16 protein-coding genes and 1 pseudogene are annotated in these 15,822 nt (G+C 64.3%); 6 read left to right on the top strand and 11 right to left on the bottom strand.

Features of this window, described 5'->3' with window-relative positions; genetic code table 11:
* The first annotated feature begins 11 nt into the window (after window positions 1-11).
* The 5 genes and pseudogenes from DFR34_RS03505 (at window position 12) to DFR34_RS17840 (ending at window position 3,816) form a co-directional block, all read left to right on the top strand.
* The gene (locus DFR34_RS03505; RefSeq protein ID WP_110389776.1) at window positions 12-740 is read left to right on the top strand and encodes an LOG family protein; all 729 of its coding nucleotides are present in this window, start codon (window positions 12-14) and stop codon (window positions 738-740) included.
* Between the two features lie 26 nt (window positions 741-766).
* Window positions 767-1,081, top strand: a complete 315-nt coding sequence (locus DFR34_RS03500; RefSeq protein WP_110389775.1) for a DUF2782 domain-containing protein — start codon at window positions 767-769, stop codon at window positions 1,079-1,081.
* A gap of 324 nt (window positions 1,082-1,405) precedes the next feature.
* The gene (gene thrB / locus DFR34_RS03495) at window positions 1,406-2,344 is read left to right on the top strand and encodes a homoserine kinase (protein ID WP_110389774.1); all 939 of its coding nucleotides are present in this window, start codon (window positions 1,406-1,408) and stop codon (window positions 2,342-2,344) included.
* 740 nt (window positions 2,345-3,084) lie between these two features.
* A pseudogene (locus tag DFR34_RS17845) lies at window positions 3,085-3,342 on the top strand (methyl-accepting chemotaxis protein); the annotation flags it as partial.
* Between the two features lie 45 nt (window positions 3,343-3,387).
* Entirely contained in the window at window positions 3,388-3,816 is a 429-nt protein-coding gene (locus DFR34_RS17840; protein WP_373277935.1) for a CZB domain-containing protein, read from the top strand.
* A gap of 130 nt (window positions 3,817-3,946) precedes the next feature.
* Here DFR34_RS17840 and pqqE read toward each other — a convergent pair whose 3' ends face one another.
* The 7 genes from pqqE to DFR34_RS03455 all read right to left on the bottom strand — a co-directional run bounded on the left by pqqE (window position 3,947) and on the right by DFR34_RS03455 (window position 10,519).
* Complete coding sequence (pqqE, locus tag DFR34_RS03485) at window positions 3,947-5,044, bottom strand: pyrroloquinoline quinone biosynthesis protein PqqE (protein ID WP_110389772.1); 1,098 nt, start codon at window positions 5,042-5,044, stop codon at window positions 3,947-3,949.
* Window positions 5,037-5,309 carry a pyrroloquinoline quinone biosynthesis peptide chaperone PqqD gene (gene pqqD, locus DFR34_RS03480; RefSeq protein WP_110389771.1) on the bottom strand — a complete coding sequence of 91 codons (273 nt, stop codon included), beginning with the start codon at window positions 5,307-5,309 and terminating at the stop codon, window positions 5,037-5,039. The genes pqqE and pqqD overlap by 8 nt, the downstream gene beginning before the upstream one ends.
* A complete protein-coding gene (pqqC, locus tag DFR34_RS03475) occupies window positions 5,306-6,052 on the bottom strand; it encodes a pyrroloquinoline-quinone synthase PqqC (protein WP_245906805.1) in 747 nt (248 codons plus the stop codon). The genes pqqD and pqqC overlap by 4 nt, the downstream gene beginning before the upstream one ends.
* Window positions 6,052-6,975, bottom strand: coding sequence for a pyrroloquinoline quinone biosynthesis protein PqqB (gene pqqB / locus DFR34_RS03470; protein WP_110389769.1), 924 nt, complete (start codon window positions 6,973-6,975; stop codon window positions 6,052-6,054). The genes pqqC and pqqB overlap by 1 nt, the downstream gene beginning before the upstream one ends.
* 9 nt (window positions 6,976-6,984) lie before the next feature.
* Window positions 6,985-7,065, bottom strand: coding sequence for a pyrroloquinoline quinone precursor peptide PqqA (gene pqqA, locus DFR34_RS17835; RefSeq protein WP_077302250.1), 81 nt, complete (start codon window positions 7,063-7,065; stop codon window positions 6,985-6,987).
* Between the two features lie 414 nt (window positions 7,066-7,479).
* On the bottom strand, window positions 7,480-9,903 hold the full coding sequence (locus DFR34_RS03460) for a penicillin-binding protein 1A (RefSeq protein WP_170121687.1): 2,424 nt from the start codon (window positions 9,901-9,903) through the stop codon (window positions 7,480-7,482).
* 112 nt (window positions 9,904-10,015) lie between these two features.
* On the bottom strand, window positions 10,016-10,519 hold the full coding sequence (locus DFR34_RS03455; RefSeq protein WP_158281725.1) for an SRPBCC family protein: 504 nt from the start codon (window positions 10,517-10,519) through the stop codon (window positions 10,016-10,018).
* A gap of 129 nt (window positions 10,520-10,648) precedes the next feature.
* On the opposite strand from DFR34_RS03455, the gene DFR34_RS03450 reads away from it, so the two are divergent.
* Window positions 10,649-11,425 carry a TatD family hydrolase gene (locus tag DFR34_RS03450; protein WP_245906804.1) on the top strand — a complete coding sequence of 259 codons (777 nt, stop codon included), beginning with the start codon at window positions 10,649-10,651 and terminating at the stop codon, window positions 11,423-11,425.
* A gap of 263 nt (window positions 11,426-11,688) precedes the next feature.
* On the opposite strand, the gene mmsB is transcribed toward DFR34_RS03450, so the two are convergent.
* The 4 genes from mmsB to DFR34_RS03430 all read right to left on the bottom strand — a co-directional run bounded on the left by mmsB (window position 11,689) and on the right by DFR34_RS03430 (window position 15,763).
* Window positions 11,689-12,597 (bottom strand): 3-hydroxyisobutyrate dehydrogenase, encoded by a 909-nt coding sequence (gene mmsB / locus DFR34_RS03445; RefSeq protein ID WP_110389766.1) that lies wholly within the window; start codon window positions 12,595-12,597, stop codon window positions 11,689-11,691.
* A 72-nt stretch (window positions 12,598-12,669) separates the two neighbouring features.
* Window positions 12,670-13,806, bottom strand: coding sequence for an enoyl-CoA hydratase/isomerase family protein (locus DFR34_RS03440; RefSeq protein ID WP_110389765.1), 1,137 nt, complete (start codon window positions 13,804-13,806; stop codon window positions 12,670-12,672).
* A gap of 17 nt (window positions 13,807-13,823) precedes the next feature.
* A complete protein-coding gene (locus tag DFR34_RS03435) occupies window positions 13,824-14,606 on the bottom strand; it encodes an enoyl-CoA hydratase (protein ID WP_110389764.1) in 783 nt (260 codons plus the stop codon).
* Window positions 14,603-15,763, bottom strand: a complete 1,161-nt coding sequence (locus tag DFR34_RS03430; protein WP_110389763.1) for an acyl-CoA dehydrogenase family protein — start codon at window positions 15,761-15,763, stop codon at window positions 14,603-14,605. Before DFR34_RS03430 ends, DFR34_RS03435 begins: the two co-directional genes overlap by 4 nt.
* Window positions 15,764-15,822 lie beyond the last annotated feature (59 nt).

The following is a 15,822-nucleotide window of genomic DNA, read 5'->3' as shown; positions in this document are numbered from 1 at the left end:
AGCAATCCGCAATGAGCGTGTCTGATAAAGTGCCGCAGGCCAGCGACCGTGTAGAGCACATGCAGCGTTTTCGCTCGCGCGAAGCCTGGCATGTGCTGAAAATCATGGCCGAATTTGTTGAGTCCACCGAGGCGCTCAGTGAAATCAGCCCGGCGGTGAGCATTTTTGGCAGCGCACGCACGCCGCGCGCGCATGGCTATTATAAGCTGACCGAAGAAATCGCCCGCAGGCTTTCCGACGCCGGCTTTTCGGTGATTTCCGGCGGCGGGCCGGGTATCATGGAAGCCGCCAGCAAGGGCGCGTTTTTTGGCAAAAGCCCGTCAGTGGGCTTGAACATCCAGCTGCCGCACGAGCAAAAGCCCAACGAGTATCAAGACCTCAGCCTGAGCTTCAATCACTTTTTTTCCCGCAAGGTGATGTTCGTCAAGCACGCGGTGGCCTATGTGGTGATGCCCGGCGGCTTTGGCACGCTGGACGAGATGTTCGAGGCGCTGACCCTGGTGCAAACCGGCAAAAGCCGCAAGATTCCCATTATTTTGGTGGGGCGCGCCTTCTGGCAGGGGCTGCTGGATTGGTTCCAGGCCCAGCTGGTGGCCGAGGGCATGATTGCCGCCGACGATATGCAGCTGATCCAGCTGATTGACGAGCCGGGCGAGATTGTCGAGGCGATTTTCCGCCATTACGAAATGCGCGGCTTCGAGGCCTTGCCCGAAGAACGCGAACAACTGCTTAATCTTTAATCATCCCTGCTTGCACGAGGCCCACCATGCGCCGCATTCTTATTGCTCTTTCCCTGCTTTCGCCGCTGGCTGCGCTGGCCGCCCCGGCCAATGTGCCGCCGCCGCCCACCATTCAGGAATCCGCCGCTGCCCAGGCCGAGCCGGAAGTGCGCATCATCCAGAAATCCGGGCAAAAAATCGAAGAATACCGGATGAACGGCAAGCTTTACGCCATCAAGGTCACCCCGAAAATCGGCCTGCCTTACTATCTGGTGGACGAAGACGGCAGCGGCAAGATGAACCGCATCGACACCCACGGCGACAAGCTGGTGGTGCCGCGCTGGGTGCTGATGACTTTTTAAGCGCCACTGGGATACGCTGAAAAACCGTCATTCCCGCACAGGCGGGAATTCAGGGTGTTGATCGTGTTGAATCAATCAGCGCATCCCTTGAGAGCCGCTCATAAAACCCCCTGGCGTTGTGGTGTGACCTTGCCGTACTGCTTGTACTGTCTGCGGTCGTGCGCCTAGCCAGCGCAGCGCACCTGACCAGGCGCACGACCGCGTCGGGCAACCACGCCAGGAGGGTTTTGTGAATAGCGCTCAGCACACGCCCCAAGGCAAAAAACGCGCCGTCACGGCCAGGCCGTGACGCCCCCCCATCCCGGAACCCTCAAGAGACATCCCATGTCGGTTTACACCACCGTCACCCAGGCCGAGCTGGAAAGCTGGCTGGCGCAATACACCCTAGGCCAGTTGGTCGAACTGAAAGGCATCGCTGCCGGCATCACCAACACCAATTACTTTGTCACCACCACGCAGGGCCGCTATGTGCTGACCCTGTTTGAAACGCTCAAGCTGGAAGAGCTGCCCTACTATCTGAACCTGATGAGCCACCTGGCGCGCCACGGCGTGGCCTGCCCGGCGCCGGTGGCCGACCGCAGCGACCGCTTTGTCAGCCTGCTGGCCGGCAAGCCGGCCTGCCTGGTGTCTTGCCTGAGTGGCGCCGACGTGGCCGCGCCCAACCCGGCGCAATGCCGCGCGGTGGGGGTGATGATGGCCGATATGCATCTGGCCGGCGACACTTACCCGGCGCGCATGGCCAACCCGCGCGGCCCGGCCTGGTGGAGCGCCACTGCGCAAGTGGTCTACCCGCATATGGACGCCGCCGACGCCGCCATGCTGCACGAAGAAGTGGCCTTCCAGAGCGAGCACCGCTTTGATGCGCTGCCCACCGGGGTGATTCACGCCGATTTGTTCCGCGACAATGTGCTGTTTGACGGCGACAGCGTGGCGGGCTTTATCGATTTTTACTATGCCTGCAACGATGTGCTGGCCTACGACCTGGCCATTGCCCTGAACGACTGGTGCGCGCTGCCGGATGGCGACATCGACGGCGAACGCGCGCGCGCCATGCTGGCCGGCTATCAGTCGGTGCGCCCGCTCAGCGACGCCGAAAAAGCCGCCTGGCCGGTGCTGCTGCGCGCCGCTGGCCTGCGCTTCTGGACCTCGCGCCTGTACGACAAATACCTGCCGCAAGCCGGTGAGCTGACTTTCACCAAAGACCCGGCGCAGTTCCAGCGGGTGGTTGCCCTGCACCGCCAGCGCCAGGATTTCTGGCTGTAAGCGCGGCGCACAAAACCCTCCTGGCGTTGTTGCGCAGCCTTGCCGTGCGACTGCCGCGCGCCTGGCCAGGATTGCGTCACGGGGTTTGGTTCGCGCCTCTTACTTGCTCACGCCGCTATTCTGGCGGCGTTTTTATTGGGGTTTTGCGTGCCTTCATGGGGCAAAACTCGCCATTGATCATGGGTTTATTTGACTTTGCACCATACTGGGGCGAGGTCATATCATGTTAAAATAAACTGAACCGTCATTTTATTGTCATGCGCGCCGGCCGGATGTGACATCGCCGCCCCTGCGCGCACCCTGGTTAGATGCCTGACCAGCGCAGTGGAGTTGTCATGTTTGGACGTCAAAAGATCGCCGATCTGCAAGCCCGGCTGAACCAGATCGAAAGCGAACGCAGCCAGTTGCAGCGCGAGTTGCAGTCCGCGCAAACCGCTTTGGCCGAGCAACAGCAAACCAGTCATGGCTTGCAAGGCGAGGTGGAGCAAAACCGCACTTTGCGCAACCCGTTTGCCGAGTTTTGCCAGAGCATTGTCGATATCCGCACCTCGTTTTCCACCCTGGCCGAGCGCATGGACAGCTGCTTTGTCAGCGCCGCCGACGCCGCCACCACGCTGCACGGCACGCGCGGCATGATTGATGTGCTGACCGACAGCTTTACCCATATTGCCGCCAGCCAGCAGCAAACCCGCCAGCACATGGACACCCTGGATGGCAAAACCGGCGAAATCCGCCAGTTTGTCCAACTGATCAAGGAAGTGGCCGACCAGACCAATCTCTTGGCGCTGAACGCCGCCATCGAAGCCGCCCGCGCTGGTGAATCCGGCCGTGGTTTTGCCGTGGTGGCCGACGAAGTGCGCAAGCTGGCCGAGCGCACCGCCGCCGCCACCCGCGAAATTGACGTGCTGGTGGAAGACATCGGCGAAGCCTCGGGCGCCACCAAGCAGCAGGTGAGCGAGGCCAGCGAACAGATTCTGCACTACCGCGATGTGGGTGGCCGCGCCACCGCCAGCATTCACCGGCTGGTGGACGACACCCAGGACATGGCGCAGGCGATTGCCTACGGCGCCAATGTCAGCTTTATGGAAGTGGTCAAGCTGGATCACATTGTCTTCAAGCTGGAAATCTACAAGGCGGTGATGGGCTACCACACGCTCCAGCCGGACAGCATCGCTTCGCACCAGACCTGTCGGCTGGGCAAGTGGTACTACCAGGGGCGCGGCAGCCAGGAATGCGCCGACCTGCCGGCGTTCCGCCAGCTGGAAACCCCGCATCAGCAGGTGCACGACTATGCCCGCCATGCGCTGCTGGCGCTGGAGATTGGCGACCGCAAAGAGGCCGAGCAGTCGCTGCTGCGCATGGAGCGTGCGTCGGTGAAGGTGATGGAATTATTGACCGAGATGGAAAGCATTCCCTGCGCGTATACGCTGGAAGGCATGGCGCTGGGTCAAGGCGCTAAAGCCGCGGCCTGAGCCAGAAAAAAACCAGCCGGACACGCCGGCTGGCCAAACACCCACGAGACACACGTGGCGCGGGGCCCAGGCGGCGCCCGCAAATACCCAGGGAGCAGGGAGAAACCGTGATGACGGTTGTGCCGCCACGCTAAGCGTGGCGCTGGCGCAGCATTAACTCAGGCGTGGGCTGGCGCGATTCGCGCATGGCCAGCGCCACCACCTGTGCGTGCTGCGGCGAGCGTTCGCACACCGGGTCGGTTTGGCTGGCGTCGCCGGCCAGGGCCAGCGCCTGGCAGCGACAGCCGCCCCAATCCTGTTCTTTGTGGTCGCAGCTGCCGCACGGGTCGGGCATCCAGTCCACGCCGCGATAGGCGGCAAAGCTGGGGTGCTCGCACCAGGCAGCGCGCAGGCTGCTTTCAGGAAAGCGCGGAAAACTCAGGTGGCCGATGGTTTGCGCGGCGTGACAGGGCAGGATGGTCCCGTCCGGCATCACATTGATAAAGCGCTGCCCCCAGCCGCCCATACAGGCCTTGGGCCGGCGGGCGTAATAATCCGGGATCACATAATCAATCACCATGCGGCCCTTGCAGCGCGCGCGCCGCTCGGCCACCAGGCTGTTCATCTCGTCCAGCTGTTCGCGGGTGGGAATCAGCGCCGCGCGGTTTTTCAGGCCCCAGCCGTAGTATTGGGTGTTGGCCACTTCCACCCGGCCCACGCCCAGGCTTTCGGCGTAATCCAGCATGGCCGACAGCCGCGAGACATTGTGCCGGGTCATGACAAAATTCAGCGTCAGCGCCAGGCCGCTGGCCAGCACGCGGTCGGCCACTTCGCGTTTTTTCGCCACCCCGCCAGCATAGCCGCTCACCCACTGCGCGCCGTCTTCGTCCAGGTCCTGAAAACTCAGCTGCACATGTGACAGCCCGGCGTCCACCAGTTCGGCCAGTTTGTGCGCGTCCAGCAGCAGGCCAGAGGTGATCAAATTGCTGTACAGCCCGCGCGCGGTGGCGTGGCGCACCTGCTCGATCAAGTCCGGGCGCGCCATCGGCTCGCCGCCAGAAAAATGCACTTGCAGCATGCCCAGCTGGGCGGCTTCGTCCAGCGCGGCTTTCCAGGCGGCGGTGGGCAGCTCGGCGCTGGCCGGGCTGAGCGCCAGCGGGTTGGAGCAGTAGGCGCAGCGCAGCGGGCAGCGATGGGTGAGTTCCATCAGCATGGCCAGCGGCAGGGTGTTGGGCAACAGGCTAGCCATAGCGGACAAATCCTTTATCTGCCAGGGTGTTGAGCAGCGCCAGCACATCGGCGCCAATCACCTCGACCGGCGCGTCAAACTCCACCGCCAGCGCGGCGACCAGCTCGCCGGCGCTTTGGCCGGCCAGGCGCGAAATCACCAGTTGGGCGATGTCGTCCAGCACCAGCATGCGCTCGGGCCCCAGCAGCACCCAGCCGCCGCGCGCGGCGTCTTGCTGCATGCGCACGCCGGGGGCCAGGCGCACCACGCTGTCGGCGGCAATCATGCCCAATCCTCGGGGCGGAAGGCGCCAGGCGGAACCATGCCGGGGGCGACATAGGCGGCGTACAGCGCGTCCAGCTGCGCCCACAGCACATTGCACTTGAACAGCAGCGCGTCGATCACGCCTTGTTGCTCGGCGATGGTCAGCGCGTGGCGCTTGACGTAGTCCAGGGCAAAATCCGCATCGCGCGGCGCTTGGTCCAGCCGGCGGCGGAAGTAGGCCAGCACGCGGTCTTCGATAAAGTCGTAGTTTTCCAGCATGCCGACGATGCGCTCTTTGTGAATCGCCGGGGCAAACAGCTCGGTCAGGCAGGACGACACCGCCACCACCGGCGGCTGTTCGGCGACAAAGCGCACATAGGCTTCCACGGCAAACACCGTGGCCGGCAGCGCGCCCTCGCGGGAAATCACATAGTCACGCGGCAGGCCCAGGCCGTCGGTCAGCACCAGCCAGCGCTCGATGCCGCCTTCTTCTTGCTCGCGGCCATCGTGGTCGATGATGCGCTGCGCCCACACCCGGCGCAGTTCGCGGTCGTGAATCTTGCTGATCAGCGCGGCGTCCTTGCGCGGAATCGCCGCCTGATAACAGTAGCGGTTCAGCGCCCAGGCCTGCACCTGACCCAGCGACAGCTTGCCGCCGTGCAAGAGGTGATGAAACGGGTGCAGGTTGTGGTAGCGCTCGCGGCCGATGGCGCGCAGGGCGGCTTCCAGCTCGTCGGGCGACAGCAGGCGGGTCAGGCGGGTCATCACAATGTCAGCTCCATGCCATCGAAGGCGAGATCCCAACCCTGGCGGGCAATCTCCCGGCGCGCCTCGCTGTCGGGCAGCCACACCGGGTTGGTGTTGTTGATATGAATGAACAAACGGCGCGCCAGCGGCACATCGGCCAGCCGGGCAATGGTGCCTTGTGGGCCGCTCATCACCAGATGGCCCATGCGCGAGGCGGATTTCTGGCCGACGCCGGCTTCGGCCATTTCGTGTTCGGTGTAGGTGGTGCCGTCAAACAGCACGGTGTCGGTGGGCTTGAAGCGCGCTTTCAGGCTGTCGGGCACGTCGGCGCAGCCGGGCAGGTAAAACAGCCGGGCCTCGCTGCCTTCGGCGCGGATGGCCACGCCGATGGTGTCTTCGGCCACGCTGCCAAAGCGCTCGGCATTCGGGTCTTCCAGCCACAGCGCCACTTTGCCGGGCACGGTGAAGGTTTCGATGCAGATGCCGGTGGCTTCGCCCGCGGCGTCCAGAATCGGCATGCTTTCGTTCAGCTGCACCGGGCGACGCGGCACATGTTCGCGGTTGACCACGTTGAAGATGGCGTTGGCGTCCAGCACGCTGTGCACCCGGCGGGTGGCGTACAGGGCAAACGGCTGGGCTTCGCGCAGCGACAACAGGCCGGCAACGTGATCGACGTCGGCGTTGGTCACCAGCACTGCCGACAGCGGGCTGTGCCGCACGGCGCGGGGATGCAGCGCCGGGGTGGCGGCAAATTGTTGGCGAATGTCAGGGGAGGCGTTGATCAACACCCAGCGCTCGCCGTCGGCGCTGACCACAATCGAAGACTGGGTCTGCGGCGCGCCGGCCTGCCCACTGCGCACCGCCGCGCATACCGGGCAGGCGCAGTTCCACTGCGGCAGACCGCCGCCGGCGGCGGCGCCTAAAACAATGGCGCGCAGCATGATCGCGCCTTACAGCTCAGCGCACATGTAGCAGTTGATTTCCAGGCCGAGGGCGATTTCGACCACTTGCGGGGTGTGCCATTGACGCATGATGAGTCCTCCAGTACGTGAACAAAAAACGCCGGCCGGATGGCGGCGCGCCCAGCCCGTCACGGCGATGCGATGTGCGGGTGGGCCAAGTCACTATAAGGAGGCGCAGCAGTCAGGAGAATGCGACTTTAGTGGGGGAGCAACAGACAAAAAAACGCCCGCAATGCGGGCGTTCAATGTCGTCAAAAGAGGAGGAACAAACACAAGACCTCACCACGAGCTGAGGTGTTATCACTATAGTGGCCCTGGTTGCATTGCAACATACGACTTTGGGAGGAGGGCCCCTCCCTCTTCGGATGATGCTGTTTTGTCTGTGCCAGGATTTGATGCATACCCGCTGAAATCCAGCAAACCTGATGTGTCTGAATCAGCGCCAGGGCGGTCAGCGGTGCTCCGGCCGCCCTGGCGCGGACATCAAAACAACTGCTCCTTTACCTTGTCCACCGCATCGCGCGGTGGGGTTGGGCGAGGCGTGGCCGGGGCAGCCTGCGGCGCTGGCGTGGAGGGCGTCGGGGCCGGGCGTTGTTCGCCCTGCGTGGCCGGGGCCGCGGTGTCCTCATTGGCCTGCGGGTCGCTGCTGCGGTTGTTCAGGCCCAGATCCGGGTTGGTGTTCTGGAATTCCTCGTAGTAATACTCAGCACCGCCCTTGGCGCCGGCCCCCGCGCGTTCAACAATGCCGGAAGGCACCGGGACATCCACTTCTGGCGTGCCCTTGAGCGCTTGCGCCATATAGTGAATCCAGATCGGCAAAGCTGCGCCGCCGCCGGTTTCGCCACCGCCCAGGCTGCGGTTATTGTCAAAGCCCACCCAGGCAATGCCCACCAGCGCCGGGTTAAAGCCCGAGAACCAGGCATCGCGGGCGTCGTTGGTGGTGCCGGTTTTGCCGGCCAGGTCCGTGCGGCCCAGGCTCATGGCGCGCACGGCGGTGCCATAGCGCACCACGTCCTTCATCATGCTGGTCATGATGAAGGCGTTGCGTGGGTCAATGGCTTGCTCGGCGTTCTTGCCGGCCACGGTGGGCGCGGTGCGCGCCAGCACGCGGCCTTGATCGTCTTCAATGCGGTCGATCAGATAAGAGCGCACGCGCGAGCCGCCATTGGCAAACACCGAGTAGCCCTCGGCCATCTGCAAGGGCGTCACCACACCCGCGCCCAGCGCCATGGTCAGATAGGCTGGATGTTGCTTGGGGCCAAAACCAAAGTGGCCGATGTATTCTTGTGCGTAGTCCACGCCGATGGCCATCAGGATGCGGATGGACACCAGGTTCTTCGAGCGGGTCAGCGCCTGGCGCATGGTCATCATGCCGCCAAATTTGCCGTCGTAGTTTTTCGGCTCCCAGCGCTGCCCGCCGATGGATTGCGGATCGATCACCAGCGGCGCATCGTTGATCATCGACGACGGCGTGAAGCCGCGTTCCAGGCCGGCCGAATAAATGAACGGCTTGAAGCTGGAGCCAGGCTGACGCCAGGCCATGGTCACGCGGTTGAAGTGGTTGCGGTTAAAGTCAAAGCCGCCCACCAGCGACTTGATGGCGCCATCGTGTGGGTCCATCGACACAAACGCGCCTTCCACCTGCGGCATCTGGCCGATTTCCCAGCTTCCCTTGTCGTTCTGTTGCACGCGCACCACCGCGCCGGGGCGAATCTGCTGGGCGGGGGTCAGTTTGGGCGACAGCGCACGGCGGGCAAAATTCAGCCCGGCGCCGCTGACTTCCACCTGACGGCCGCCGCGCATATACACCACCACCTTATTGGCGCTGGCTTCCAGCACCACGCCCGGTTGCAGCTTGCCGCTGTCGCGGATGGCGGCCAGCGATTCATCCAGCGATTCGTCGCGCTCGCCAGCCGGCAGGGTTTTCAGGTCGATAAACGATTCCGGGCCGCGATAGCCGTGGCGCACATCGTATTCGGTCAGGCCGGCGCGCAGGGCGTCGAATGCCCATTTCTGGTGTTGGCTGTCTACCGTGGTGTACACCCGGTAGCCATCGGTGTAGGCGTTTTCTTTGTAGCGCTCGAACATGGTCTGACGCACCATCTCGGCCACATACTGCGCCGGCACGCTGAAATCCTCGCTCTGGCGCGACACGCTATTGGGCTCGTTCTTGGCGGCTTCGTATTGCGCTTCGCTGATGAAATTCAACTCGCGCATACGACGCAGCACATACAGCTGGCGCAGACGGGCGCGATCCGGGTTGACCACCGGGTTATACGACGATGGCGCCTTGGGCAGGCCGGCCAGCATGGCCATCTGGGCAATCGACAGCTCTTTCAGCGGGCGGCCGTAATACGCCTGGCCGGCAGCGGCAAAACCATAGGCGCGCTGACCCAGATAGATCTGATTGAAATACAGCTCAAGAATCTGATCCTTGCTGAGATTGTGTTCGATCTTGAACGCCAGCAAGGCTTCGTTGAATTTGCGGGTGAGGGTTTTTTCCGAAGACAGGAAGAAATTGCGCGCCACCTGCATGGTGATGGTGGAGGCGCCAGACTTGGGATGACCTGACACCACATTGCCCAGCATGGCCCGCGCCACACCAACATAATCAATGCCGCCATGCTGGTAAAAACGCTCGTCCTCGGCGGCCATGATGGCCTGCTTCATCAGTTGCGGCACATCCTGGATGCGGGTGAAAGCCCGGCGTTCTTCGCCAAATTCGCCAATCTGCACGCCGTCGGCAGTGTAGATGCGCAAGGGGATTTTCGGCCGGTAGTCGGTCAGCACTTCCAGGCTGGGGAGTTTGGGATAGGTGACGGCCACCGCAAAGCCAAGCAGGCCGGCGGCAATGATGGCCAGCGCCAGACACACCACCAGAAAACCAAGCAGGATACGGGTCAGCATGAGCATAGGCCCAAGAATGAAGGATGGGCGATTATAGACCTTCGCCCGCGCCGCTGTCTGCGCAAGGCAGACAGCAGCCTGCCAACCCTCTCGCCGCCACCTGGCAGCGCGTTTATTGCGGGCTGCCGAAGGCCTTGACCAGCGACTGCATGCCCACGCGATAAATGCCCTCTACGGCCTGGCGTGCCGCAGCATCATCCACGGCCGCCGTGCGCCGGAAATGTGACGACCACACCACCTTGCTGCCACCAAACTGGGCTGGCAGCACCCGCAAGGTGGAGACATAGCCGCTGACCGGCAATGGCGAACGCAGGATGCGATAGCTCATGCTGTGCTGACCGGCAGCATGCGCCACCAGCTTTTCCACCAGCACCGCGCCATCCACCGTGGTGATTTCCCGCACGGCGCCGGTGCGTTCCGGGTTGCCGCGCACCACCGTGGTTGCCACTGCCGGGTGCCAGCTCAACTGGCCAAAGCGGCCGATTTCCTGCCAGACTTCTTCCGGGCTGGCCGATAGGGTCTGGCTGACACTGACCTGCAATTCGCCAGCACTGGCGACGCCAGCGCTGAACAAGGCGGCCAGCGCCAGGGCGCGCCGCAAGGATACTCCACGCATGGAAAACTCCTGTTGGGGGTGTTGATGAACAAAACATCCCCATTCTAGGCAGCCGCTGGCCAACCGCGTATGCAACTTAAGTCGCAACTGGCCGGCAGGCCCTGGGTGCGCTAGATTGGCCGTATGCACATGACTGACACCCCACCCTTGCTGTTTGACACCCATTGCCACCTGGATGCCGCCGAGTTTGCCGCCGACCGCGACGCGCAAGTGGCGCAGGCGCGCGCCGCTGGCGTGGGCGAGATTTTGGCGCCGGCGGTCGAGCAGGCCAATTTTGCCGACACCCTGGTCATGCGCGCGCGCTACGGCTGCCGGGTGGCGCTAGGCCTGCACCCGGTGTATCTGCCGCGCCATCGGCCGGAGCATCTTGAACAGCTGGCCGACTGGCTGGACCGCGAACGCCCCGATGCCGTGGGCGAAATCGGCCTGGATTTTTACCTGCCGGAACTCGATCCCGCCCAACAAGAGGCGCTGTTTGTCGCCCAACTGCGGCTGGCGCGCGCGCGTCAGCTGCCGGTGGTGCTGCACCTGCGCCGCGCGCAGGATCGGGTGCTGAAATACCTGCGCCAGGTGGGCGTGCCAGGCGGCATTGCCCACGCCTTCAACGGCAGCCGGCAACAGGCCGAGGCGTTTATCGCGCTGGGTTTCAAGCTGGGATTTGGTGGGGCGATGACCTATAGCGGTTCGCAGCGCATCCGCCAACTGGCCGCCAGCTTGCCGCTGTCGGCGCTGGTGCTGGAAACCGACGCGCCCGACATCCGCCCGGCCTGGGCGCCAGACACGCCGAATGCGCCGGCCAATCTGCACCGCTTTGCCCAGGTGCTGGCCGAGCTGCGCGGCGAACCACTGGATGAGGTGATTGCCACCACCACGGCCAATGCACGGGCGGCCTTGTTATTGCGCTGAGAGTCACTCACCCCCCCCTGGCGTTGTTGTGTGGCGGTTGTATTGTCTGCGGCGACACGCCTAGCCAGGATCGCTTCGCTGAGGCGCTAAACATCCGTCAGCCAGGCACGTCCGCCCAGCCGCAACCCTGTGCGCCAGGCAAAAAAAACCGGCGGCTCCCCCCTCTTGGTCACCCGCCGGCCCAGATCCCGCTCGTCACGCGCGGCAAGCCGCGTGCGCCTTGTGCCACGCAAGGCCGTGACGGGGGAAGATGCAATATCAACTCAACCCTGTGCGGGCTTGGCCTTGGCGCTCATCAGTTGCACGATGCTGGAAAAATCCAGCCCGCCCTGGCCGTTCTGGCTGTGCAGCTGGTACAGATTGCGCGCCGCCGCGCCCAGTGGGGTGGCGGCGCGGGCGTGCAAGGCCGCTTCTTGCGCCAGACCCAGATCCTTGAGCATCAAATCCGAGCCAAAGCCGCCGCTGTAGCCACGGCTGGCAGGCGCGTTTTCCATGACCCCCGGCCAAGGGTTATACACTTCCAGTGCCCAGTTGCGGCCCGAGCTCTTGCTCATGATGTCGGACAGCACTTTCGGATCCAGGCCGTTGGCCACGCCCAGCGCCAGCGCTTCGGCGGTGCCGGCCATCAGGATGCCCAGCAGCATATTGTTGCAAATCTTGGCGGTTTGCCCGGCGCCGGCGGCGCCCGCGTGAAAGATATTCTTGCCCATGGCTTCCAGCAGCGGACGGGCAGCCTCCAGGTCGGCGGCGTCGCCGCCGACGATAAAGGTCAGCGTGCCGGCGGCGGCGCCGGCGGTGCCGCCGGACACCGGGGCGTCGATCATGCGCAGGCCCTTGGCCTGGGCGGCCTGGGCGACTTCCACGGCGACATGGCTGGCGATGGTGCTGCTGTCGATCAGCAGCGCGCCGGGGCGGGCGTTGGCCAGCACGCCGTTTTCGCCCAGGTACAGCGCCTTGACGTGCGGGCTGGCCGGCAGCATGGAAATCACCGCGTCGTCTGCCGCCGCCACGGCGGCGGCGGCGCTGGCGGCGGCGTGCGCGCCGGCATCGACCAGGGTTTGCACCGCGCTGGCGGACAGGTCAAAAACGTGCAGGGTGTGGCCGGCGCGCAGCAGGTTGAGCGCCATCGGCCCACCCATATTGCCCAGCCCAATGAATGCAATGCTTGCCATGATGTTGTCTCCTTGTGGGGGCCGCCGCGCCGTCGCCGTCTGCTGCGGCGTGGGGTCGGGCGCGGCCAAAAGTTACAGGTCGGCCAGCGGGTGGACGGTGTCGGCGGGGACGACAAAATGGCCGTCGATCCACTCGCGGCTGACCTCGGCCAAGGTGGCCGGCGTCCAGCGCGGGGCGTTGTCCTTGTCCACCAGCAGGGCGCGAACGCCTTCGCGGAAGTCCGGGTGGGCGCAGCACTGCACCGATAGCGTCCATTCCATGCGGAACACATCGGCCAGGCCCAAGAGCCGGCTGCGCCGCCAGATTTCCCAGCTCAGCGCAGCGGAGGTGGGCGAGCCCACCGCCAGCGATTTGGCGGCGCGCTGCATCCAGGCGTCGTCGCTGGCGTGGCGGGTGATCTGTTCGCACACCTCGGCCAGGCTGTCGCCGTCGGTGACATGCTGGATGGCGTCAAAGTGGGCACGCACCTGCGAGGCCGGCAGATGGCTGGCGGCGTGCTGGGCAAAGCCGCGCAGCAGCTTGGACAGCAAACCGTGGTTGTGCGCCGGGTCGGCCTGCCAATCGATATTGGCCAGGCCGGCAAAAATGGCCAGCTTGTCTTCGCTGCGCACAAACCAGTCGGCCAGATTCACCGCCTGGGCGTCGTGGGCGTTCAGCGGCGCGCCGGTCAGCGCCAGGAACAAGCCCAACCGGCCGGGCATGCGCGGCAGGAACCAGCTGCCGCCCACGTCCGGGTAGAGGCCAATGGTGATTTCCGGCATGGCGATGCGCGAGGTTTCGGTGACCACGCGGTGGCTGGCGCCGGCCATCAGGCCCAGGCCGCCGCCCATGACAATGCCGCTGCCCCACAGCAGGATGGGCTTGGCGTAGGTGTGGATGCGGTAATCCAGGCGATATTCTTCGGCAAAATATTCCGAAGCAAACGGAATGGCCGCCGGGCCTTCGTGGGCGAGGATGGCTTCGCGCAGCTTGCGCACGTCGCCGCCAGCGCAAAAGGCTTTTTCGCCAGCGCCTTGCAGCACCACGCAGGCCAGCTGCGGGTCATCCGCCCATTGGCGCAGGCGGGCGTCCAGCAGGCGGATCATCTCCAGCGACAGGGCGTTCAGCGATTTTTCCGCATTCAGCGTGGCGTAGCCGATTTTCATGCCGCTGGGCGTGGCGTGTTCGGTGAAAATCACGCAGGCGGAGTCTTGGTGTTCTACGGTCATGGCGCGTTCCGGGGCAATCAGGCGTTTTTCCAGTGGGGGGCGCGTTTTTCCAGAAAGGCGTTGACGCCTTCGCGCTGGTCCTGGGTGTTGAACAAATCGACAAACAATTCGCGCTCGGCCGGCAGCGCGTGCTTCATCGGGTTGCTGCGCGCCGCCTGGATCAGGCCCTTGCAGGCGGTGACGCTGCTCGGGCTTTGCTTGGCCACCTTGGCCGCCAGCGCCAGCGCCGTAGCGCGCGCCTCGCCAGTAGGCACCACCTGCTCGACCAGGCCGATGCGCTCGGCGGTGGCGGCATCCACCCGCTCGCCGCACAGAATCATGCGCTTGGCCCAGCCTTCGCCCACCAGCCAGGGCAGGTTTTGCGTGCCGCCCGCGCAGGGCAAGAGGCCAACGGTGGCTTCCGGCAGCGCCATTTGCGCCTGGGTTTCGGCAATGCGCACATCGCAGGCCAGCGCCACTTCCAGGCCACCGCCCATGGCGTAGCCATTGATGGCGGCAATCGACACGCCGCGAAAATCGGTGAGGGTTTCAAACGCCTGACCAAACAGCCGCGCCATTTTGCGCGCCACCGCCGGGTCGCCGTCGGCAAACATGTTCAAGTCGGCGCCGGCCGAGAAAAACTTGCTGCCCTCGCCAGTGAGCACCAAGGCGTAGATGTCGCGGTTGGCGTTCAGTTCGTGCACCAGCTCAATCAGGCCGTTCAGGCTGTCGGCGTTCCAGGTGTTGGCCGGCGGGTTGCTGATGGTGACCAGCGCGGTGTGTTGTTGAATGTCCAGCAACAGGTGGGGGTAGTGTGTCATCGGATGTCCTCGGCGCCGCCAGGGCGCAGGATGGCGCGGGCAACAATCACCCGCATGATTTCGTTGGTGCCTTCCAGAATCTGGTGCACGCGATTGTCGCGCACATGACGTTCAAGTGGATATTCGCGAATATACCCATAGCCGCCGTGTAATTGCAGCGCATCGTTGGCCACCTTGAAGCCGACATCGGTGGCAAAGCGCTTGGCCATGGCGCAATAGGTGGTGGCGTCGGCGCTGCCGTGGTCCAGCTTCCAGGCAGCCAGACGCACCATTTGCCGCGCCGCCACCAGCTCGGTGGCCATGTCGGCCAGCTTGAATTGCAGCGCCTGAAACTCGGCCAGCTCGCGGCCAAACTGCTTGCGCTCGTGCAAATACGCCTGGGCGCGCTCCAGCGCCGCTTGCGCGGTGCCTACCGAGCAGGTGGCGATATTGATGCGCCCGCCGTCCAGGCCTTTCATCGCCATGCTGAAGCCCTGGCCTTCTTCGCCCAATAAGTGGTCGTCCGGCACTTCGACGTTGTCAAAAGTGATGGCGCGGGTGGGCTGGCTGTTCCAGCCCATTTTGTGTTCTTTTTTGCCATAGTGAATGCCCGGCAGATCGGCTGGCACGGCAAATGCCGAAATCCCCTTGGGGCCGGCCTCGCCGGTGCGCGCCATCACCAGCAGCAGGTCGGTGTCGCCCGCGCCAGAGATAAACATCTTGCTGCCATTCAGCACATAGCGGTCACCGCGCCGCTCGGCGCGGGTGCGCAGATTGGCGGCGTCCGAGCCGGCGTTGGGTTCGGTCAGGCAGTAGCTGCCCAGTTTTTCGCCGCTGGCCAAAAACGGCGCCCAGCGTTCGGCCACTTCCGGGCGCGCCCAGGTGGCGAACATCCACGACACCATATTGTGGATGGTGATATACGCCGTGGTGGAGGTGCAGCCGGCGGCCAGTTCTTCAAACACGATGGCGGCGTCCAGCCGCGACAGGCCCAGTCCGCCGTAGGTTTCCGGGGTGTACAGCCCGCAAAAGCCCAGCTCGCCAGCGCGGGCAATCACCTCGCGCGGAAAAATCGACTCGGCGTCCCAGTCCGCCGCGTGCGGCGCCAGCTCGTGGCGGGCAAAGGCGCGCGCGGCGTCCTGAAAGGCGCGCTGGTCGTCAGAGAGGGAAAAATCCATGGGGGTGGGTCCTTCTGATTTTATTGTTGTCTTATGTCTGTCGCCGAAGCGAGCCGCAA

The organism is Rivihabitans pingtungensis, from assembly GCF_003201855.1.
GTDB classification, from domain to species: domain Bacteria; phylum Pseudomonadota; class Gammaproteobacteria; order Burkholderiales; family Aquaspirillaceae; genus Rivihabitans; species Rivihabitans pingtungensis.
Note: the sequence above shows the minus strand (reverse complement) of the source record. Positions and strands in the feature narration are given on the sequence as shown.

Excerpts from the sequence above, each read along its gene's own strand:
- pqqA (WP_077302250.1), bottom strand. The coding sequence starts at position 7,065 with ATGCGTCAATGGCACACCCCGCAAGTGGTCGAAATCGCCCTCGGCCTG.
- DFR34_RS03440 (WP_110389765.1), bottom strand. The coding sequence starts at position 13,806 with ATGACCGTAGAACACCAAGACTCCGCCTGCGTGATTTTCACCGAACAC.
- thrB (WP_110389774.1), top strand. The coding sequence starts at position 1,406 with ATGTCGGTTTACACCACCGTCACCCAGGCCGAGCTGGAAAGCTGGCTG.
- DFR34_RS03500 (WP_110389775.1), top strand. The coding sequence starts at position 767 with ATGCGCCGCATTCTTATTGCTCTTTCCCTGCTTTCGCCGCTGGCTGCG.
- DFR34_RS03435 (WP_110389764.1), bottom strand. The coding sequence starts at position 14,606 with ATGACACACTACCCCCACCTGTTGCTGGACATTCAACAACACACCGCG.
- pqqB (WP_110389769.1), bottom strand. The coding sequence starts at position 6,975 with ATGCTGCGCGCCATTGTTTTAGGCGCCGCCGCCGGCGGCGGTCTGCCG.
- pqqC (WP_245906805.1), bottom strand. The coding sequence starts at position 6,052 with ATGACCCGCCTGACCCGCCTGCTGTCGCCCGACGAGCTGGAAGCCGCC.
- DFR34_RS03450 (WP_245906804.1), top strand. The coding sequence starts at position 10,649 with ATGACTGACACCCCACCCTTGCTGTTTGACACCCATTGCCACCTGGAT.
- DFR34_RS03430 (WP_110389763.1), bottom strand. The coding sequence starts at position 15,763 with ATGGATTTTTCCCTCTCTGACGACCAGCGCGCCTTTCAGGACGCCGCG.
- DFR34_RS17840 (WP_373277935.1), top strand. The coding sequence starts at position 3,388 with ATGGCGCAGGCGATTGCCTACGGCGCCAATGTCAGCTTTATGGAAGTG.
- DFR34_RS03505 (WP_110389776.1), top strand. The coding sequence starts at position 12 with ATGAGCGTGTCTGATAAAGTGCCGCAGGCCAGCGACCGTGTAGAGCAC.
- DFR34_RS03460 (WP_170121687.1), bottom strand. The coding sequence starts at position 9,903 with ATGCTGACCCGTATCCTGCTTGGTTTTCTGGTGGTGTGTCTGGCGCTG.
- pqqD (WP_110389771.1), bottom strand. The coding sequence starts at position 5,309 with ATGATTGCCGCCGACAGCGTGGTGCGCCTGGCCCCCGGCGTGCGCATG.
- mmsB (WP_110389766.1), bottom strand. The coding sequence starts at position 12,597 with ATGGCAAGCATTGCATTCATTGGGCTGGGCAATATGGGTGGGCCGATG.
- DFR34_RS03455 (WP_158281725.1), bottom strand. The coding sequence starts at position 10,519 with ATGCGTGGAGTATCCTTGCGGCGCGCCCTGGCGCTGGCCGCCTTGTTC.
- pqqE (WP_110389772.1), bottom strand. The coding sequence starts at position 5,044 with ATGGCTAGCCTGTTGCCCAACACCCTGCCGCTGGCCATGCTGATGGAA.